Origin of the sequence: Brucella pituitosa (assembly GCF_965577835.1) — a bacterium.
GTDB lineage: Bacteria > Pseudomonadota > Alphaproteobacteria > Rhizobiales > Rhizobiaceae > Brucella > Brucella pituitosa.
In genome coordinates this window covers 1,254,179-1,272,841 of the sequence record NZ_OZ264092.1, presented here as the reverse complement: position 1 = coordinate 1,272,841, position 18,663 = coordinate 1,254,179, and the positions used below count along the sequence as shown (strand labels likewise).

Sequence of the window (18,663 nt, the reverse complement as noted above, 5' to 3'; positions counted from 1 at the left end):
AGATCACCCTTCGGTGAAGCAAAGGCTTCCACTTGACAGTTTCTCTTGTGCAGGCACAAACAGTTCACCGAGAATATATTGCCTATATAGGATTTCAGGAGACAGGCTGTCCATGTCAGATAATGAAAAGACTGGGTCCGATAATGAAAAACCGGGTGTCGTGAAAAGCGAACAAACCGCTGCCATGCAGCAACTGCTTGTAACGCTTGATCTCGAAACACTTGAAATGGATCTCTTCCGTGGCAACAGCCCGCAGGTCGGCTGGCAGCGTGTGTTCGGCGGGCAGGTGATCGGTCAGGCGCTGATCGCTGCGCAGCGCACCGTTGAGCCGGATCGGCACGTTCATTCCCTGCACGGATATTTTGTGCGCCCGGGTGATCCGTCCATTCCGATTGTCTATGAGGTTGACCGCATCCGTGACGGTTCCAGTTTCAATACGCGTCGCGTGCTGGCCAAGCAGCATGGCAAGGCGATATTCACATTGTCTGCGTCCTTCCAGATTGATGAAGATGGTTTGAGCCATCAGATTGATATGCCGAAAGACCTGCCGATGCCGGAACAACTGGTCGGCGATCACGATCTGAAGGAAGAATATCTCCACCTGGCCCCTGCAGGCGTGCGCAAATACTGGGAGCAGGAGCGGCCGATTGAAATCAAGCCGGTTTCGCTCAAGCATTATTTTTCGCGTGAGAAGCTCGCGCCCAGCCAGCATGTCTGGGTGCGTGCGCGTGGCATCGTGCCCGACGATCGTGCTCTGCAGGCGGCAATCCTCGCTTATCTGTCGGATATGACGTTGCTCGATACATCGCTTCATCCGCATGGACGCACCATTTTCGACCGTGATTTGCAGGTGGCGAGCCTTGATCATGCAATGTGGTTCCACCGTCCTTGCCGGCTCGATGACTGGCTCCTGTACACGCAGGACACACCAAGTGCTTCCGGTGCACGCGGGTTCAATCGCGGTGCGCTTTACACGCGTGACGGTCTTCTGATTGCTTCGGTCGCGCAGGAAGGACTTATTCGCGTGCATGAAAAAGACAAGTGATGTTATTTTAATCACCAAGGAATTCAGTGGTTAAATTTTATGCATTTGTGAAGTGGCTTGAGCCTGCATGAAATGCAAAAGCTGAATCCGATGAATCACTTAGAGCGGTTTTTCTGTCATCAGAAAGCCGCTCAATTTTTTTATGTTCATATTTTTTTGAGAACCTGGCACCGCTTCAAAGCTCATCTGAAAAGCCCGGAGTTTGGGCGAAAATGCGGTAATCCGTCTCCTGCTTCCATCATTTGTCGTGCAGTGAATATCAGAAAAATTGCACTTGAGCGGTGCTGCCCAACCCAACTGGCACGATTTTTGTTTCTCTCAGTCTGAACCGGTCTTTTCAGCGCAGACGCGTTTGAAGCCGCCATTCGACGGAGATACTCGATGCTCATAACAGGAAGATTCAAGCAAACGGCTTTGGCCACCTTGCCAGCACTGCTCGTTCTTGCAGGAACGGCACTGGCTCAGGATGCAGCCGCGCCCACCCCGACACTTGATACCGGCGATACGGCCTGGATGCTGACTTCAACCGCGCTCGTGTTGATGATGACCATCCCGGGCCTGGCGCTGTTCTATGGCGGTATGGTGCGCAAGAAGAACGTACTTTCGACGGTCATGCAGAGCTTTGCCGTCACGTGCCTTATGTCGGTTCTGTGGATGGTCGTCGGCTATTCGCTGGCCTTCACCGATGGCGGCTCCATGAATGCTTATATTGGTGGATTCTCCAAGGCATTCTTCTCCGGTGTGACGATGGATTCGCTCACGGGCACCATTCCGGAATATCTCTTCATCGTCTTCCAGATGACGTTTGCGGTCATCACACCAGCGCTTATTGCCGGTTCGTTTGCTGAACGCATGAAGTTTTCATCCATGCTGGTCTTCCTGACGCTCTGGTTGTTCATCGTCTATATCCCGGTTGCTCACTGGGTATGGGGCGGCGGTTTCCTCGGTTCAGACGGCGTTCTCGACTTTGCTGGCGGTACGGTTGTTCACATCAATGCCGGTGTTGCAGGCCTTGTTGCAGCGCTCATCATTGGCAAGCGCGACGGTTACGGACAGACCAACATGGCGCCGCATAACCTCGTTCTCTCGGTCATTGGTGCAGCCCTTCTGTGGGTGGGCTGGTTCGGCTTCAACGCTGGTTCGGCTCTCGGTGCAAATTCCCTTGCAGCTGTTGCCATGCTCAACACGCAGGTCGCGACCGCTGGTGCAGCCCTTGCCTGGATGTTTGCAGAATGGGCGATCGCCGGTAAGCCAAGCGTTCTTGGTATCATTTCGGGTGCTGTTGCAGGTCTCGTTGCTGTCACTCCTGCCGCTGGCTTCGTCAATCCGATGGGTGCGCTCATTCTGGGTATTATCGCGGGTGCTGTCTGTTACGTTGCAGCCGTCAAGATCAAGCATGCGCTTGGCTATGACGACTCACTCGATGCATTCGGCGTCCATGGCGTCGGCGGCTTCGTCGGTGCGATCCTGACCGGTGTCTTTGCTGACGCGACGATCAACGCAGCCGGTGAAGGTGCAACCGTAGGTAAGCAGTTTTTTGGTGCTGCGATCACTGTTGTCTACACGGCAGTTGCAACCGCAATCATTCTGTATGTTGTCAAGGCCGTTATGGGGCTGCGTCCAAGCAAGCAGGCCGAAATGGAAGGCCTCGATATCGCTTTGCACGGCGAGTCTGTTCAGTAGAACAGAGTTGTCTCAACAGGAAAAAGGCGCGGGAAACCGCGCCTTTTTCATTTGCGATTGAATTCCTTTGGATAAGTCAGTGCATGGTTAATGGGGAATTAACCATCACAAGGCTAGGATCGCCCCGATTCATTGCGCCCGAGGTTTAATAACCAGACGGCAATAAAACATGGTTCGGGACAGGCTTTATGCGGCAAGGATATTCGCCCTCATACCCGCTTCGTGACGAGCGGATTTCGGAAGACAGGCTGAAACTGGCCAACATCTTCCGCAGGCAGTTCTATATCCTCTTTGGGCTGGGGTTGCTTTCGCTGACCGCTGCGGCTGTGGGCGCGCTTGCGACATGGAATGTTGCGGACCCAAGCCTTAGCCACGCGACGGATAATCCCGTTACCAACGCGCTTGGCTATCCCGGCGCAGTTTTCTCCGATCTTGCGATGCAATTCTTCGGCCTTGCCAGCGTTCCGGTTCTGCTGCCTCTCGTCATCTGGTCGCTGCTGCTCATGACGCGCGGCGGCATAAGCCGGGTTGCGAAGCGCAGCTTTGCCTGGATGGGTGCTGCTTTGCTGTTTGCAGCCATTGCGAGCTGCTTTGCCGTGCCGCAAAGCTGGCCGATGCCTATTGGTCTTGGCGGTGTGTTTGGCGATATGATGCTGCGTCTGCCTGGACTGTTTCTGGGAGCGTTCCCGCAGGGTGCCATTGCATCGGGGATCGCGCTGGTGCTTGCCTTGCCAGCACTCTGGCTTTGCCTGTTTGCAAGTGGAATTGTCGGGCGCCGTGAAGCGCTGGTCAACACGCGGGCTTCACACGGCGCACCTGCTGAAGACGATTTTGCAGATAGTGACGACGAAGAGGATGAAAGCTCTTCAGGCGGCATATCGCAATATGTAGGTGCTCTGACCCATACGATGCTCAGCGCATCTGCGACTTTCAAGCGACTGACTGGCCTGAACCGTCGTAAACCGCGTGAAGACGAATATGGCGATATGCGCAGCGTGCGTCGCAGCGTTGAAACCCGCAATAATGCGCGTCGCGATCCGGGTTTTGGTGGCGCTTCCTCCGAACAGCCTCCATTCGATAATGATGATGATTTTGACGGCGGCATGGAAGCGGCACCACTTGCAGGTGAAGAATGGCACGATGCGCCGCCACAACGCACCAAGGCGCGGGTTGGAGAACGTGCGCCCGCACCAAAGAGCGGTGCGCGTATCCAGCGTGAGGCTCAGCCTTCATTCCTGAAGGAAGGTGGCGCTTTCGAAATGCCGTCTCTGCATTATCTGGCCGAACCAAAGCTCGTGCAACGCGATGCGTCGCTTTCCAAGGATGCGCTCGAACAGAATGCGCGTCTGCTTGAAGGCGTGCTGGAAGATTTTGGCGTGCGCGGCGAGATCATCAATGTGAAGCCGGGGCCTGTTGTTACGCTTTATGAACTTGAACCGGCGCCGGGCATCAAATCATCCCGTGTCATTGGACTGGCGGATGATATCGCCCGTTCAATGAGCGCCATTGCTGCGCGCGTCGCTGTTGTTCCGGGTCGCAATGTTATCGGCATTGAACTGCCGAACCAGAAGCGCGAAATGGTTTATCTGCGCGAAATGCTGGCAAGTCGCGACTTCGAGCAATCGAAATCCAAGCTTGCACTTGCGCTTGGCAAGACCATCAATGGCGAGCCGGTGATTGCCGATATCGCCAAGATGCCGCATTTGCTGGTCGCCGGTACGACGGGGTCTGGTAAATCGGTCGCCATCAATACGATGATCCTGTCGCTGCTCTATCGCATGACGCCGCAGGAATGCCGCCTGATCATGATCGATCCGAAAATGCTGGAACTCTCGATCTATGACGGTATTCCGCATCTCCTGACCCCGGTCGTGACCGATCCGAAAAAAGCTGTTGTTGCGCTCAAATGGACTGTGCGCGAAATGGAAGACCGTTATCGCAAGATGTCCAAGGTGGGCGTCCGCAATATTGACGGCTTCAACCAGCGTGTCGGTCAGGCGCAGAAGAAGGGTGAGCAGATCGCCCGCACAGTGCAGACCGGCTTTGACCGCAATACGGGCGAAGCGATCTACGAAACCGAACAGCTCGATCTTGAACCAATGCCATATATCGTCGTGATTATCGACGAAATGGCTGATCTGATGATGGTTGCAGGCAAGGACATCGAAGGCACGGTGCAGCGTCTGGCGCAGATGGCGCGTGCGGCTGGTATCCACGTCATCATGGCGACGCAGCGTCCATCGGTTGATGTTATCACCGGTACGATCAAGGCCAATTTCCCGACCCGTATCTCGTTCCAGGTGACATCCAAGATCGACAGCCGCACCATTCTTGGCGAACAGGGTGCCGAGCAATTGCTTGGTCAGGGCGACATGTTGTTCATGGCAGGCGGCGGACGTATCCAGCGTGTGCATGGTCCATTTGTCGGTGACGATGAAGTTGAGCGCGTTGTTCAGCACCTGAAGCTTCAGGGCGTGCCGGAATATCTCGATGCTATCACCGAAGATGATGACGAGGATGAAGGCGGCGGTCCAGCCGGAACGTCGAACCTCGAAAATTCGGATGATCCGTATGATCAGGCCGTGGCGGTCGTGTTGCGCGACAAGAAGGCTTCGACTTCCTATATCCAGCGTCGCCTGGGCATTGGCTATAATCGTGCGGCTTCGATCATCGAGCGCATGGAAGAAGAAGGCATTGTCGGGCCTGCCAATCATGCGGGCAAGCGCGAGATATTGGTGCCGACCGGTGACGACGAGTTTTAGAGCATTTCCAGCAAAAGTGCGAAGCGGTTTTGCGTCGGATAATGCAAAAAAACAAAAAGATAGAGCATTTCCAATGATTCAAGAAAAACAGGAAATGCTCTAGGACTCAAATCTCATCGGCTTTAGCTGCCACACTGGTGCCCAACTGCCGGACTATTTTAAGAAGATGATGAAAACAGAGAGTTTGCCGATGATGTTCTCCCGTATTTCCGCATTTGCGAAAGCCAGCCGCTTTGCAGCCGTACTCGGATTGGGAGCATTGGTTCTTGGCGCGGCAGCTCCGGCATTCGTACCAGCTGTCGCACAGGCGCAGGGCGCAGGAAATGCTGCAGCGGCTCAACAGATTGCGGATCACTTCTCTTCCCTGCGCACACTGACCGGTGAATTCGTTCAGTTTGGCCCCAAGGGTGAGCAGACCGGCGGAACTTTCTATCTGGAGCGTCCGGGCAAGATTCGCTTCAACTATGACAAGTCGCCGATCCGCGTCATTTCGGATGGCAATCAGGTTGTCATCAACAATCGCAAGCTCGACACTTGGGATATGTATGCGCTGGGCACCACGCCTTTGAAAATGCTTCTGGCCGATCGTATCGATCTTGGTGGTGGGCGTCTTCAGAGCGTCAAGCAGGACCCGGACATGACCACGCTGGTGGTTGCTGACAAAACGGCCTTTGGCAATTCAAAGATCACCATGATGTTTGAGCCAAAGACCATGGATCTCAAGCAGTGGACCATCACCGACGCACAGGGCCTCGACACCACGATCATGGTGTTCAATGTCCGCAGCGGTGTTCGTTTCACCGATGATATGTTCAAGATCGACTATCAGCGCATCGCGATGAAGCGTAAGGGCCAGTAAATCTTCACGCTCGATAATTGCAATTGTCAGATAAATCGTTAGGTTCGCGGCCATCTCAAAGCATTTCCAGCAAAAGTGCGAAGCGGTTTTGCGCTGGACAATGCGTAACAACAAATAGTTAGAGCGTCCGCGAGTCTTATCCCCATGACCTTTTCTGTTGCTACCTGGAACATCAATTCCGTTCGCCTGCGCATGCCGCTGGTCGAGCAGTTTTTAAGCGATTATCAGCCGGATGTTCTCTGCCTTCAGGAAACAAAATGCCCGGATGATCAATTCCCTTCCAAGGGCTTCCGTGCGCTCGGTTATGAGCATATCGCGATCAGTGGCCAGAAGGGCTATCACGGCGTCGCAACCATCTCGAAGCGTCCGCTGAGCGATGTCGAAAAGATCGGCTTTTGCGAGATGGGTGATTGCCGCCATCTGAGTGCTGTTGTTTCAGCTGGCGACAAGAAGCTGCGTATCCATAATTTCTACGTGCCTGCGGGCGGCGATGAGCCTGATCCTGCAATCAACCCTAAATTTGCGCACAAGCTCGGCTTTCTGGAGGAAATGCGCGCTATTGTTGCTGACCGGCAGGACGGGAACTCGTCAATTCTCGTGGGCGATCTCAATATTGCGCCGCTTGAAAACGATGTCTGGTCGCATAAGCAGCTTCTCAAGATCGTCAGCCATACGCCGATTGAAACCACAACGCTGGAAGATTTGCGTGTGAAAGGTGGCTGGAGCGATCTGATGCGTCAGGTCATTCCGGCTGACCAGAAAATCTACACGTGGTGGAGCTATCGCGCCAAGGATTGGGATGCAGCTGACCGTGGCCGCAGGCTTGATCACATATGGGGTTCGGCTGATCTGGAAGCGCATATGCAGGAGTTGCAAATTCTGCGTGAGGCGCGCGGCTGGGACCGTCCATCCGACCATGTGCCAGTCATTGCGACGTTTGATCTGGATTAATCGAACGCTCAAGCCTATATAGAGCGAAGTTCAGAAGAGGAGAGAAGAGCAATGGATCGTACAGCACTGTTTCAGATGACCAGTGTTTTCAACGTTTCCGGGGCTCTTCATGTCTTCTCTTCTCACTCTTCAGGATATTTCCTGCGTTACGGCTGATGGCCGTACTCTTTTTTCCGGCATTAATTTCAGCGTAACCGGGGGGCGTATCGGCCTCGTCGGGCGCAATGGTATTGGCAAATCCACATTGCTCAAAATCATGAGCGGTGATTTGACGCCTGCAAGTGGAACTGTCACACGAGGCGGCAGGATTGGTGTGCTCGCGCAGAATAGTGGCTGCGACGGTGAGCGAATGCTGGCTGATCTGTTTGGTGCGCGTGATGGTTTTGATACGCTTGCGCGCATTGAATCCGGGCAGGGTGCCGATACCGATTTCGAGCAGGCGGACTGGCTTTTGCCGCAGCGCTTTGATGACGCTTTGCAAATGTTCGGGCTGTCGTTGGAGCCACAGGTATTGCTTTCAGAATTAAGCGGTGGCCAACAGACGCGGGCGGCACTTGCCGCACTTTTGTTTCAGCAACCCGATCTTATTTTGCTGGATGAACCCACCAATAATCTTGATCGCGATGGTCGTCAGGCTGTGGTCGATATGCTGGCCAAATGGTCGGGAGCGGCTGTTGTCGTCAGCCATGACCGTGAATTGTTGCGGACCATGGATGTGATAGCTGAACTTTCGCAAGGCGCTTTGACGCTTTATGGCGGCAATTGGGATTTCTATCATGAGCGCAAGGAGCAGGAGCGGGAAGGGGCTGTACGCGATCTGGAGATTGCGCAGCGCGATGTGAAGCAGGTCAGGCTCAAGGCGCAGGAAGCGGCAGAACGGCAAGCCAAGAGCGATGCACGAGGGCGCAAGTCGCGTGCTGATGCAGGCATGAGCAAGTTGCTGCTCGATGCCCGAGAGGATCGGGCACAGAAAACCGGTGGCCGCGGCGATGCGCTTGCTGAACGCAATGCGGATCGTGCTCAGAGCCAGTTGCGTGAAGCGGAAGCGAAGGTCGAGCGTGTCAAACCGATGCGTTTTGATGTCGAGGCATCGCTTTCACCATCCGGGCGCGTAGTTCTGGAAATGGTCGATGTCTCCGGCGGGCCGGTGCCTGACCGCCCGGTCATTCGTGATGTCTCGCTCAAGATTGTCGGGCCGGAGCGTATCGTCATTCGTGGCGCAAATGGTGCCGGTAAAACCTCGTTGCTGCGCTTGATAACCGGGGACCTGCAACCCACTGCAGGAGAGGTCAGGCGCTTTGTCCCGGTTGCCATGTTCGACCAGCAGATGAGCTTGATGGATCGTGAGGCAACGCTCTATGAGAACTTCCGCAGATTGAACAAGGGGGCCAGCGATAATGATGCCTATGCAGCACTGGCGCGTTTTTCATTTCGTGGTGAAAGCGCCTCGCGTCTTGCCGGAGGCTTAAGCGGTGGTGAACTGCTGCGCGCTGCCCTTGCCTGCGTTCTGGGCGGAACGCTTAAGCCTGAATTGCTGATTCTTGATGAGCCAACCAACCACCTCGATCTCGACTCCATCGAAGCGCTGGAAACAGCGCTGAATGAATATGAGGGGGGATTGCTGCTGGTCAGCCACGATCAGGCGTTTCTTGATGCCATCGGCATTGAACGCGTTATTGAGCTGTAATCAGTCGTTGCCGTTAAGCTGTGGGGCGATTTTCTCAATGTCGGCAATCAGCTGCAGCAGATTTTTGCTGATATGTGCGTGCAGCGAGGCTGCAGCTTCCGGATATTCTTCCAGAATGCGCCGGAAAATGGCGCGGCTGATGCGAATGACTTCTGTCTCTTCCTCAGCCATCGCACCGGTAAGGCGTGTGGTTTGCGCAATGAGCGCCATTTCGCCCAGCATCGCACCGGGGCCTACGGGGCGGATCGTGATCCGCCCTTCGTCTGCATCGTGAAACAAGGTGATGTTGCCGGATACGACAATATAGCCGCAGTCAGCGCTTTGGCCTTCGCGGAACAGTTCACGACCGGCGCGCAGCACCAGCCGTTCTGCACCAAAGGCGAGCAGACGCAACTGTTCGGGTGTGAATGACTCGAACAGGCCTACTGAGCCGAGAATGCGGATATCGTCATCGAGCGCCATGGCTTGTCATTACACCCGCATCAGGCGCTGTCCATCATGGGACAAGTTTGTATCCCCCGCTTTCTGTAACCAGAAGCGATGCATTGGACGGATCCTTCTCGATTTTCTGGCGCAGACGGTAGACATGGGTTTCCAGCGTGTGGGTCGTGACACCGGAATTGTAACCCCAGACTTCCTCAAGCAGCACATCGCGGCCAATGACCTTGTCACCTGCACGGTAGAGATATTTGATGATTGCGGCTTCTTTTTCAGTCAGGCGAATCTTGCTGCCCTTCTCATCGAGAAGCAGTTTCTGGCCTGGCTTGAAGGTATAGGGACCAACGATGAATGTCGCGTCTTCGCTCTGCTCGTGCTGGCGCAGCTGCGCGCGGATGCGGGCAAGGAGAACTGCGAACTTGAACGGCTTGGTGACATAGTCATTCGCGCCCGATTCAAGACCGAGAATCGTGTCCGATTCTGTATCATGACCCGTCAGCATGATGATCGGGGCCTTGAAGCCGCCTTTTCGCAGGAGCTTTACTGCTTCACGACCGTCCATATCCGGCAGGCCGACATCCATGATCAGCAAATCGACGACGCCATTGCGGGCGGTCTGGATGCCTTTCGTGGCATTGTCTTCCTGAAGAATCTGGAACTCTTCGCAAAGTTCAAGCTGTTCGACGAGGATGGAACGAAGATCTTCGTCATCGTCCACAACCAGTATTGTACGACCTGTCATGCCTGTCCTCGTTACTCTTTGATTCAAATAGCTGTTCGTGTTTTATGACATTTAATGGCGATAAGTTGAAGCCGTGAAAAAACGCGAGAGCTTTTCGTGTATACCACCAAAAGTTTTCAAGCAGTCAGCATTTGAGGAGGCAGGCTTGACCAGAAATCAAAAAAGCCGCGGAATTGGCATCATCGACGTACGGGCAAAGCCCGGCCATAAGACGCGCGGCCTGCTTGCTGCTGGCAATTTGGTGCTCCAATGTGCGCTTGGCAAGGGGGGAATCAGCGCTTTCAAGCGCGAAGGCGATGGCGCGACCCCTCTTTCGTCCTTGCGATTGCGCTATGGCTATCGGCGCGGCGATGCCGGACACCTGCCTTTGTCCCGTCTGCCCTTGAGACGCGTGCGCAAACTGGATGGCTGGTGCGATGCGCCTAATGACGCCAATTATAATCGCCCCGTCAATCTGCCCTTCAAGGCCAGTCATGAGAAGATGTGGCGCAATGATGATGTATATGATGTCTGCATTGTCATGGACTGGAACATCAGCCCGCGCAGACGTGGCTGCGGCAGTGCAATTTTCTTTCATCTCAGTCGTTCAGGTTTCAGCCCGACTGAAGGCTGTATAGCATTGAAGCGCGCCGACATGGCGCGCCTCCTGCCTCATTTGACCGATAGAACGGTCATTCGTGTTTTGCGGTGATTAGAGCATAATTTTAAAGTGTTAGAGCGACCTTTGCGCGCCCAATAGGGTGCCCGGCGCTCTAATGCGCCGCCGCAGGCACGATCTTCACTTCATTGCCTTCAGCATCATAGAGCTTACCGTTCTGGATATAATCGCCATCATGCAGTTCTGCGATCTGGTGGTGGCGAATGATGCGTTCGGTGCCTTCTGCAAAAACCGACATCTGGTCTGAATTGCCAGCCTTGAACTCATTGAACATGAGATTGAGCGCGATTGCCATCAATGCAGCGGAGCTGATGCCTGAATGAAAAATGGTTTCAAACCAGGCCGGGAACTGATGGTAGAATTCTGGTGCTGCAATCGGGATCATGCCGAAGCCGATGGAGGTAGCCACAATGATCAGATTGATGTTGTTCTGATAGTCGACCTTTGAAAGTGTGCGGATGCCGCTTGCGGCAACCGTTCCGAACAGCACGATACCGGCACCACCCAGCACTGCTGGCGGAACACAGGCAATCACCCGTCCCATTACAGGCAGAAGACCGAGTGTGATCAGAATAAGACCGCCCGTTGCCACCACATAACGGCTTTTCACGCCGGTTACGGCCACAAGACCGACATTCTGTGCGAAAGCGCTTTGTGTGAAAGAGCCGACCACGGGTGCCAGAATGCTCGATGCCATATCTGCACGCAGACCGTCGCCCAGGCGGCGGGAATCGACCTTGGTTTCCAGAATGTCGCCAACCGCCAGAATATCGGCCGAAGTTTCCACCAGCGTTACGATGATGACGATGAACATCGAAAGCGTGGCGGCAATGCTGAAAATCGGCCATCCGAAATGGAAGATTTCAGGTAGCGCCATGACCGGGCCTTCCGCGACCCGCGAAAAGTCCGTCATGCCGAGTGACCACGCAATCCCCGTGCCAATAACCATGGCGAGCAGGATCGAAAGGCGTGAAATCGTGGCATTGCCGACCTTGCTCAACAGCAGCACGATCAAAAGCGTTAGTCCGGCGAGGCCGATATTGCTCATGCTGCCAAAGTCCGGCGCTTTGCTATTCCCACCCATTGCCCAGCGTGCAGCGACCGGCATCAATGTGAGGCCGATGGTCGTAATCACAATGCCGGTGACAAGTGGTGGAAAGAAACGCGTGACGCGCGAGAATATCGGCGTGATGAGAAAGCCGATCAGGGATGCCGCCATCACTGCACCGAGTACGACCTGAAGCCCGGCCTCTCCTGTTTGTGCAGATGTGACGATGGCGACCATAGTTGCGACACCGGCAAAGGACACGCCCTGAACCAGTGGAAGCTGGCAGCCGAAAAACGGAATGCCGATGGTTTGCAAAACGGTTGCCATGCCGCCTGCGAAAAGCGACGCAGTAATCAGCAGGCCGATTTCGCTGGGACTGAGGCCCGCTGCCTGACCGATGATCAGTGGTACAGCAACAATGCCGCCATACATGGTCAGAACATGCTGGAAACCATAAGCGAGGTTGGCCGCAACGGATAGTTTTTCATCTTCGGGACGCGGACTGGCCGCTATCCCGGTTGGGTGTGTATTCACGTTTATCCCTCCCGATGTCTCTCCTCAAAGACAGGGGGTGAGTATATCCTTCAAGTGTCCACTGACTGCATTGCTTTTGGTTGAAGTTGTTTTCGATGTGAGCGGGTGAATGCAATCATGCTAATGCTTCGCGCATCGCATCGCTCAGAACGGCAAAGATATAGGGCTCTATCGATTGCGCAACATTGAAACGCAGATAGCGGGTTGCACTGCGTGATGGGCTGAACACATCGCCAGGTGCAAGCAGAACACCTTTTTTGAGCGCATAAGCCGCGATCTGGCCGGAGTCCATCCCTTCGGGCAATCGTGCCCAGAGAAACATGCCGCCCTGCGGCTCGGTCCAGAGTTCAAGCCCTGTCGCCTTGAGCCTTTTGGCAGCCATGGTCATGGCATCTGCAAGCTTTGCACGCAGGCCATCGATGTGGCGTCGATAAGTGCCATCGGTGAGAAGAGAGTGCACAATCTGCGCTGAAACCGTGTTGCCTGCAAATGTGCTGGCAAGCTTGAGATCGGTCAGGCCGTCGATCCAGTCACGACGACCGGCAATATAGCCAACACGTGCCGCAGCCGAGAGGGTTTTCGAGAAACTGCCGATATGCAGCACCCGATCAAAGCCGTCGAGTTCAGCAAGCAACGGCGTGGGAGACGGATGAAAATCGCCAAAAATATTGTCTTCGACCAGCGTGATGTCATGCATTTCTGCAAGCTTGAGCAGTCGGTGGGCAATGGCGGGCGTCATGGTGCCGCCGGTTGGATTGTGTAGCCCGGCATTGGAAATATAAAGCTTTGGCGCCTGCTCTTCTGCAGCTTTGGCGAAGGCCTCAAGGTCTGGGCCATTATGGGTATAGGGAATACCTATGATTTTTACCCGGTGAGAGAGAAGCACCGCCTGAAAATTGAAATAGCAGGGATCATCCACCAGCACTGTATCGCCGGGCTGCAACAGAAAGCGGCAGATGAGGTCGATGGCATGGGTGCCGGAATCGGTCAGCAATATATCCCCGCTGGACATATCGATCCCCTGTTCGGACAATTTGCGTGCCAGATGGTTTCGCAAAGGGCGGAAGCCAAGCGGCTCACCATAGGTGGTGAGATTGCTGTTCTCATCGCGTGCCATCGCCCGCATGGCGCGACGAATGCCTTCCAGGGGCAGCCATTCATCGGGTAGCCAGCCGCAACCCGGCTTATAAGTCTCGCTGTCAGCTTCAAGCGATTGCCGCATGACCCAGAAAGGATCAATCTGACGGTCCTTCTGGGGCATGTTTGCCGCCACGGTGAAAGGCTGGCGTGCGCGTTCGGAAACATAGAAACCCGCACCACGGCGCGATTGAATGATACCTTCCGCCACCAGACGGTCATAGGCTTCGACAACGGTTGATTTCGACACATGCATGGTTTCAGCCAAACGGCGGATCGACGGCAGTCGTGCACCGGGAGCGAGGCTCATGGCCGCAATACGGTCGCGAATGATGGTCATGACCTTTTCAACGAGCGATATTTTCTCGGGCGCATTTTTTTCATCACTGCGCTCGCTTTGTCCGCCGAGATAGGCGGCCTCTACAGCCTCAAGACTGCGCAAAAGGCCCGTCGAAATCATCTGTACCATCCTTCGTATCAGTACAGTTTACCAAAATTGTCCGGTAATTGTCTCTGATTATTTGGCCAACTTCACGGCACTGTACCGGAATCATCTATACAAAATTGCAAAAGATCGAAAAGACACAATGAACAAGACAGCGGGTTGGATTAACGGATTTCTGGGGGTTCTCATTTTTAGCGGGTCGTTGCCTGCGACACGTCTGGCGGTAATCGATATCGACCCGACCTTCCTGACCATGGCAAGAGCGACGATTGCAGGTCTTCTGGGCCTGATACTTCTGCTCGTTTTCCGTGAGCCTTTCCCGCGTCGCAATGACGTTATTTCGCTGATCGTCGTAGCGCTTGGTGTGGTGGTTGGCTTCCCGTTACTGACAGGCATTGCGCTGCAGCACATGACATCGGCACACGCGATTGTCTTTATCGGTCTGCTGCCTTTATCGACGGCTTTGTTTGCCGTGCTGCGCGGCGGCGAAAATCCGCGCCCTCTGTTCTGGCTGTTTTCGGTTGCAGGGGGCCTCATCGTTGCCTCCTATGCTTATGGGCAGGGTAGCCAGTCCACACTGCTCGGCGATGTTCTGATGCTGGGTGCAATCATTGTCTGCGGACTTGGCTATGCGGAAGGCGCGAGCCTGTCGCGACGGCTGGGCGGCTGGCAGGTGATCTGCTGGGCGCTGGTCTTCTCGTTGCCGGTCATGCTGCCGCTCAGCATCCTGACGCGTCCGGAAACGTGGTCCGGTATCGGGGCGATGGCATGGGGCGGGCTTGCCTATGTCACGCTGTTTTCAATGCTGATCGGCTTTTTCTTCTGGTATCGTGGGCTTGCCCAGGGCGGTGCGGCGGCTGTCGGCCAGTTGCAATTGTTGCAGCCATTCTTTGGGCTGATGCTGGCCGCATCCATCGCCGGTGAGCCGGTGAGCATGGGCATGGTGTTGACCGCTGGTGTGGTTGTTCTGTGTGTGGCTGGTGCGAAAAAGTTTGCTTAGAGCGCATTTCGATCTGATTGGATCAGACCGGCGCTCTAAATATTTGTTTTAACGCGCATCTTTTCCGAAAGCCGTTTCACACTTTTCGGGATACGCTCTAGACAAAAGCTTGTCGCCCAAAAGTGGGAACCGGTTTTGAGATAACGACAAGCGTTATAAAAAAGTCCAAACCGTCGTGCGCTTGACTTCTGCATCCTCAAGCGCACGGGTGACCGGCACTGTGTAAACGGCAAGCTGCTCAAGCCGGTCCTTTGGCAGATAGGCGCGACCCGGATCACCGACAATGATGCGGGCACCGCGTGCCGCAAGCTTTGAAAACCACGGGATCAGACGATCTGCGAGCGGTCTTTCGTAGAAAACATCGCCAGCAAGCACCACGTCCCAGTCATGATCCTGATCGATCAGGTCTGTGAGTGTCGGGGTGATGGCAACGCTGTTTGCAGCCGCATTGATTTCGATTGCCGGAAGCGCAAAGGGATCGATGTCTGAAGCCAGAACGCTTTTCGCCCCCGACTTCATCGCTGCAATGGCAACGAGGCCCGAGCCGGATGCGAAATCCAGCACGGTTTTGCCCATAACCCTATCGGGATGATCAAGAATATAGCGTGCGACGCCCTGACCGCCGGCCCAGGCAAAGGCCCAGAAAGGTGGCGGAAGACCGATGGTCGCCAGCTCTTCCTCGGTTTTATGCCAGAGGTCGTGGGCTTCATCGGCCAGATGGAGGCTGATTTCCGGCACATGCGGTGGCGCTTGCAGGCCAGTATTGGCCAATATGAACTCACGCGCATTTTTATGTGCCGGATTGAGCATCAGATGTCTTTGGCGTCCAGTCCGCCCATGCGGCAAACTTCGATCCATTCGTCTTCCGTTACCGGCTGTACCGAAAGACGCATGGACGTGACGAGCGCCATTTTTTCGAGCTTCGGATTGGCTTTCACATCTTTCAGCGTGACAGGCTTTGGCACATCGCACACGGCCTTAATGTCTACGCAATCCCAACGCGGATCATCTGTGGTGCTGTCAGGGTGCGAAAGCGCGCAAATCTCGACAATACCCACCACTTCCAGACCTTCGTTGGAATGGTAGAAAAAGCCTTTGTCGCCGAGCTTCATGGCGCGCATGTTGTTGCGTGCCAGATAGTTGCGTACGCCGTCCCACTGCTCGCCTTGTTCGCCGCGGGCTTTCTGCATTTCCCATGACCATTTGAACGGTTCGGACTTGAACAGCCAGTAAGCCATGATGAATCCTTATGCGTTTGCTGGATTGTTGATGGCCCAGTTCCATGGGCGCACGGTCACATCGGCAAAAAGGCCAGCCAGAGCATAAGGATCATTCGCCGCGATCTTTTCGGCTTCTGCCTTGTCGGCAGCTTCCACAACAACGAGGCTGCCATTCGGCTTGCCATCTTCACCAAGGAACGGGCCTGCAAATTTCAGCACATCACCGAGCGACTTGAGATAGTCGAGATGGGCCGAGCGCGTATCAAGGCGCACTTGCAGATGATCGGGCTTGTCGTTGCACAGAAGAGCAAAAAGCATGTTATTCTAACCTTTTTATTTGTGCATGATCTTATCTGAAAACCGGTTCCCACTTTTCAGGATCATGCATTAATCCTCGGTCTTGAGTGGTCGGTTAAGAAGAGCCGTAACGGCCTCATCAATCGTGATTTTTCCGGCAAGAAGCGCTGCAACAGCCGTAATGATCGGCGCAGGGATAGCATGCTTCTTACAGAGTTCGGCGGCAATTGGAGCGGTTGCAACGCCTTCGGCTAGTGGGCGATTGGAGAGGTCTTCACCACGTCCGATAGCAAGCCCATATGAATAATTGCGCGATTGCGAGGAAGAACAGGTCAGCATCAGATCGCCAAGGCCTGAAAGCCCCATGATGGTTTCAGGCTTTGCACCCATGGCCTGCCCTATGCGTCGCAATTCGGCAAAGCCGCGTGTAACGAGGGCTGCCTGAGCGCTGGCACCATAGCCGCGCCCAATGGCAGCACCTGCCGCGAGAGCCAGAACATTTTTGAGCGCACCGCCGATTTCAACGCCCTTGAGATCGGTGGTGGAATAGCAGCGGAATGCGGGACCGGAGAGCATTGCAGCCAGCTGATCGGCAATGACGGCATCTCCGCAAGCAATGGTCACAGCCGTTGGCAGACCGCGCGCAACATCGGTTGCAAAGCTCGGACCGGAAAGCGCACCGATCGTATGATTGGGCAGAACTTCTGCAACCACTTCCGACATCAGTCGCCCGGTCTCGCGCTCAATGCCCTTGGCGCAGAGAATAACGGGTGCGGATTGCGGGATAAGGCTGCTTAGTTCCTGAAGCCCTTTGCGCATGACCTGCGCCGGAACCACAACAAGAACGATGTCGGCATCCTGGAAAACGGCCTTGGCGTCTGTGCTGGCGCGAATGCCTTCCGGCAATTCTATTTCGCCAAGATATGCTGGGTTGCGGTGCTGGTTGTTCACATGTGCAACCGTTTCGGCATCACGTGCATAAAGCCATGCGTCGTGGCCATCGATCGCCGCCATGGCCGCGAGAGCGGTCCCCCATGCGCCGCCACCCAGAACGGCAATTTTAGCTTTGTCGCTCATGCTTTTGCTCCGCGACGTCCGGTGCCGAACATGGGCGCTGATTTTTCATCAAGCGGCCAGCGTGAGCGCGGAGCAAGATTGAGCGAATCAGGGCCTTTGGTTGCTGCACGTTCGGCACCAGCCCATGCAATCATCGCCGCATTATCGGTACAGAGATTGAGCGGCGGTGCAATGAAGCTGAAACCATGCTTTTCGCAAAGCTTTTCCAGCGAAGCGCGCAAGGTCTTGTTGGCCGCAACGCCACCCGCAACGATCAGCGAAGGTGTCGCGCAATCCGGGAATTCTTGTTTGAAGCGCTCCAGCGACCGCTTCACGCGATCTGACAAGGTATCAGCTACTGCATCCTGAAATGATGCGCAGATGTCTGCCACGTCCTGATCGGAAAGGGGGCTAAGTTCTGTTGCGGTCTGGCGCACAGCGGTCTTGAGGCCCGAGAATGAGAAGTCGAGCCGTGCTTCGCCCTTGAGCGGTCTTGGCAACGGAAAACGCTTGGCGTCGCCCTGCAATGCCATGCGCTCAACTGCTGGACCGCCCGGATAAGGCAGGCCGAGCAATTTGGCAGTCTTGTCGAACGCTTCGCCCAGCGCATCATCGATTGTCGTACCGAGGCGCTCATAGTCGCCGAGGCCACGTACCAGAACCATCTGTGTGTGACCACCGGAGACCAGCAGCAGCAGATAAGGAAACGGAAGATTGTCGGTCAATCGTGCGGTAAGCGCGTGACCTTCCAGATGATTGACCGCATAAAACGGCTTGTTTGCTGCCATGGCCATGGCTTTTGCGGTCATCAGCCCGACAATAAGCCCGCCGATGAGACCGGGACCGGCGGTCGCAGCAATAGCGTCCACTTCATCAAGCTTCACATTGGCGTCTTTGAGCGCACGCTCCACCAGGCGGTCAAGCGCTTCTACATGGGCGCGCGCGGCGATTTCCGGCACCACACCGCCATAAGGTTCGTGTTCGGCGATCTGGCTGAGTACCACATTGGACAAAATATGCCCTTTGCCGTTATCGTCGCGTTCGACGATGGCGGCGGCTGTTTCGTCGCAACTTGTCTCTATTCCAAGAATGCGCATTTGC

At 55.0% G+C, this 18,663-nt stretch carries 17 protein-coding genes; 8 read left to right on the top strand and 9 right to left on the bottom strand.

The features are described 5' to 3' along the window. Positions 1 to 112 precede the first annotated feature (112 nt). The 6 genes from tesB (at position 113) to ACSME1_RS06110 (ending at position 8,987) form a co-directional block, all read left to right on the top strand. Positions 113 to 1,045: an acyl-CoA thioesterase II gene (gene tesB / locus ACSME1_RS06135; RefSeq protein WP_024898545.1), complete on the top strand. Its 933-nt coding sequence runs from the start codon at positions 113 to 115 to the stop codon at positions 1,043 to 1,045. 381 nt (positions 1,046 to 1,426) lie between these two features. Next, positions 1,427 to 2,728, top strand: a complete 1,302-nt coding sequence (locus ACSME1_RS06130) for an ammonium transporter (RefSeq protein ID WP_024898546.1) — start codon at positions 1,427 to 1,429, stop codon at positions 2,726 to 2,728. Positions 2,729 to 2,916: 188 nt separating this feature from the next. Further along, complete coding sequence (locus ACSME1_RS06125) at positions 2,917 to 5,490, top strand: DNA translocase FtsK (RefSeq protein ID WP_024898547.1); 2,574 nt, start codon at positions 2,917 to 2,919, stop codon at positions 5,488 to 5,490. Positions 5,491 to 5,680: 190 nt separating this feature from the next. After that, on the top strand, positions 5,681 to 6,349 hold the full coding sequence (locus ACSME1_RS06120) for an outer membrane lipoprotein carrier protein LolA (protein ID WP_024898548.1): 669 nt from the start codon (positions 5,681 to 5,683) through the stop codon (positions 6,347 to 6,349). Between the two features lie 144 nt (positions 6,350 to 6,493). After that, complete coding sequence (locus ACSME1_RS06115) at positions 6,494 to 7,300, top strand: exodeoxyribonuclease III (RefSeq protein WP_024898549.1); 807 nt, start codon at positions 6,494 to 6,496, stop codon at positions 7,298 to 7,300. 109 nt (positions 7,301 to 7,409) lie between these two features. After that, positions 7,410 to 8,987 carry an ABC-F family ATP-binding cassette domain-containing protein gene (locus tag ACSME1_RS06110; protein WP_024898550.1) on the top strand — a complete coding sequence of 526 codons (1,578 nt, stop codon included), beginning with the start codon at positions 7,410 to 7,412 and terminating at the stop codon, positions 8,985 to 8,987. Here ACSME1_RS06110 and ACSME1_RS06105 read toward each other — a convergent pair whose 3' ends face one another. Together ACSME1_RS06105 and ACSME1_RS06100 are read right to left on the bottom strand one after the other, a co-directional pair. Continuing rightward, positions 8,988 to 9,449 carry a cyclic nucleotide-binding domain-containing protein gene (locus tag ACSME1_RS06105; protein WP_024898551.1) on the bottom strand — a complete coding sequence of 154 codons (462 nt, stop codon included), beginning with the start codon at positions 9,447 to 9,449 and terminating at the stop codon, positions 8,988 to 8,990. A gap of 34 nt (positions 9,450 to 9,483) precedes the next feature. Continuing rightward, a complete protein-coding gene (locus ACSME1_RS06100; RefSeq protein WP_024898552.1) occupies positions 9,484 to 10,167 on the bottom strand; it encodes a response regulator transcription factor in 684 nt (227 codons plus the stop codon). 145 nt (positions 10,168 to 10,312) lie between these two features. Between ACSME1_RS06100 and ACSME1_RS06095 the strand changes: the two genes are divergently transcribed. After that, positions 10,313 to 10,858 carry a L,D-transpeptidase family protein gene (locus ACSME1_RS06095; protein WP_024898553.1) on the top strand — a complete coding sequence of 182 codons (546 nt, stop codon included), beginning with the start codon at positions 10,313 to 10,315 and terminating at the stop codon, positions 10,856 to 10,858. 61 nt (positions 10,859 to 10,919) lie between these two features. Here ACSME1_RS06095 and ACSME1_RS06090 read toward each other — a convergent pair whose 3' ends face one another. After that, the gene (locus ACSME1_RS06090) at positions 10,920 to 12,407 is read right to left on the bottom strand and encodes a nucleobase:cation symporter-2 family protein (protein ID WP_024898554.1); all 1,488 of its coding nucleotides are present in this window, start codon (positions 12,405 to 12,407) and stop codon (positions 10,920 to 10,922) included. A 115-nt stretch (positions 12,408 to 12,522) separates the two neighbouring features. Beyond that, positions 12,523 to 14,004: a PLP-dependent aminotransferase family protein gene (locus ACSME1_RS06085; protein WP_024898555.1), complete on the bottom strand. Its 1,482-nt coding sequence runs from the start codon at positions 14,002 to 14,004 to the stop codon at positions 12,523 to 12,525. Positions 14,005 to 14,131: 127 nt separating this feature from the next. Here ACSME1_RS06085 and ACSME1_RS06080 point away from each other — a divergent pair, with 127 nt between their 5' ends. After that, positions 14,132 to 14,989 (top strand): DMT family transporter, encoded by an 858-nt coding sequence (locus ACSME1_RS06080; protein ID WP_024898556.1) that lies wholly within the window; start codon positions 14,132 to 14,134, stop codon positions 14,987 to 14,989. A 153-nt stretch (positions 14,990 to 15,142) separates the two neighbouring features. Here ACSME1_RS06080 and ACSME1_RS06075 read toward each other — a convergent pair whose 3' ends face one another. The 5 genes from ACSME1_RS06075 to tsaD all read right to left on the bottom strand — a co-directional run bounded on the left by ACSME1_RS06075 (position 15,143) and on the right by tsaD (position 18,659). Then, on the bottom strand, positions 15,143 to 15,799 hold the full coding sequence (locus tag ACSME1_RS06075; RefSeq protein WP_024898557.1) for a class I SAM-dependent methyltransferase: 657 nt from the start codon (positions 15,797 to 15,799) through the stop codon (positions 15,143 to 15,145). Beyond that, positions 15,799 to 16,227 carry an EVE domain-containing protein gene (locus tag ACSME1_RS06070; protein WP_024898558.1) on the bottom strand — a complete coding sequence of 143 codons (429 nt, stop codon included), beginning with the start codon at positions 16,225 to 16,227 and terminating at the stop codon, positions 15,799 to 15,801. The genes ACSME1_RS06075 and ACSME1_RS06070 overlap by 1 nt, the downstream gene beginning before the upstream one ends. 9 nt (positions 16,228 to 16,236) lie before the next feature. Next, on the bottom strand, positions 16,237 to 16,527 hold the full coding sequence (locus ACSME1_RS06065) for a YciI-like protein (protein WP_024898559.1): 291 nt from the start codon (positions 16,525 to 16,527) through the stop codon (positions 16,237 to 16,239). A 69-nt stretch (positions 16,528 to 16,596) separates the two neighbouring features. Beyond that, a complete protein-coding gene (locus ACSME1_RS06060; RefSeq protein WP_105705629.1) occupies positions 16,597 to 17,583 on the bottom strand; it encodes an NAD(P)H-dependent glycerol-3-phosphate dehydrogenase in 987 nt (328 codons plus the stop codon). Then, a complete protein-coding gene (gene tsaD / locus ACSME1_RS06055) occupies positions 17,580 to 18,659 on the bottom strand; it encodes a tRNA (adenosine(37)-N6)-threonylcarbamoyltransferase complex transferase subunit TsaD (RefSeq protein ID WP_100558480.1) in 1,080 nt (359 codons plus the stop codon). Before tsaD ends, ACSME1_RS06060 begins: the two co-directional genes overlap by 4 nt. Between the last annotated feature and the right edge of the window lie 4 nt (positions 18,660 to 18,663).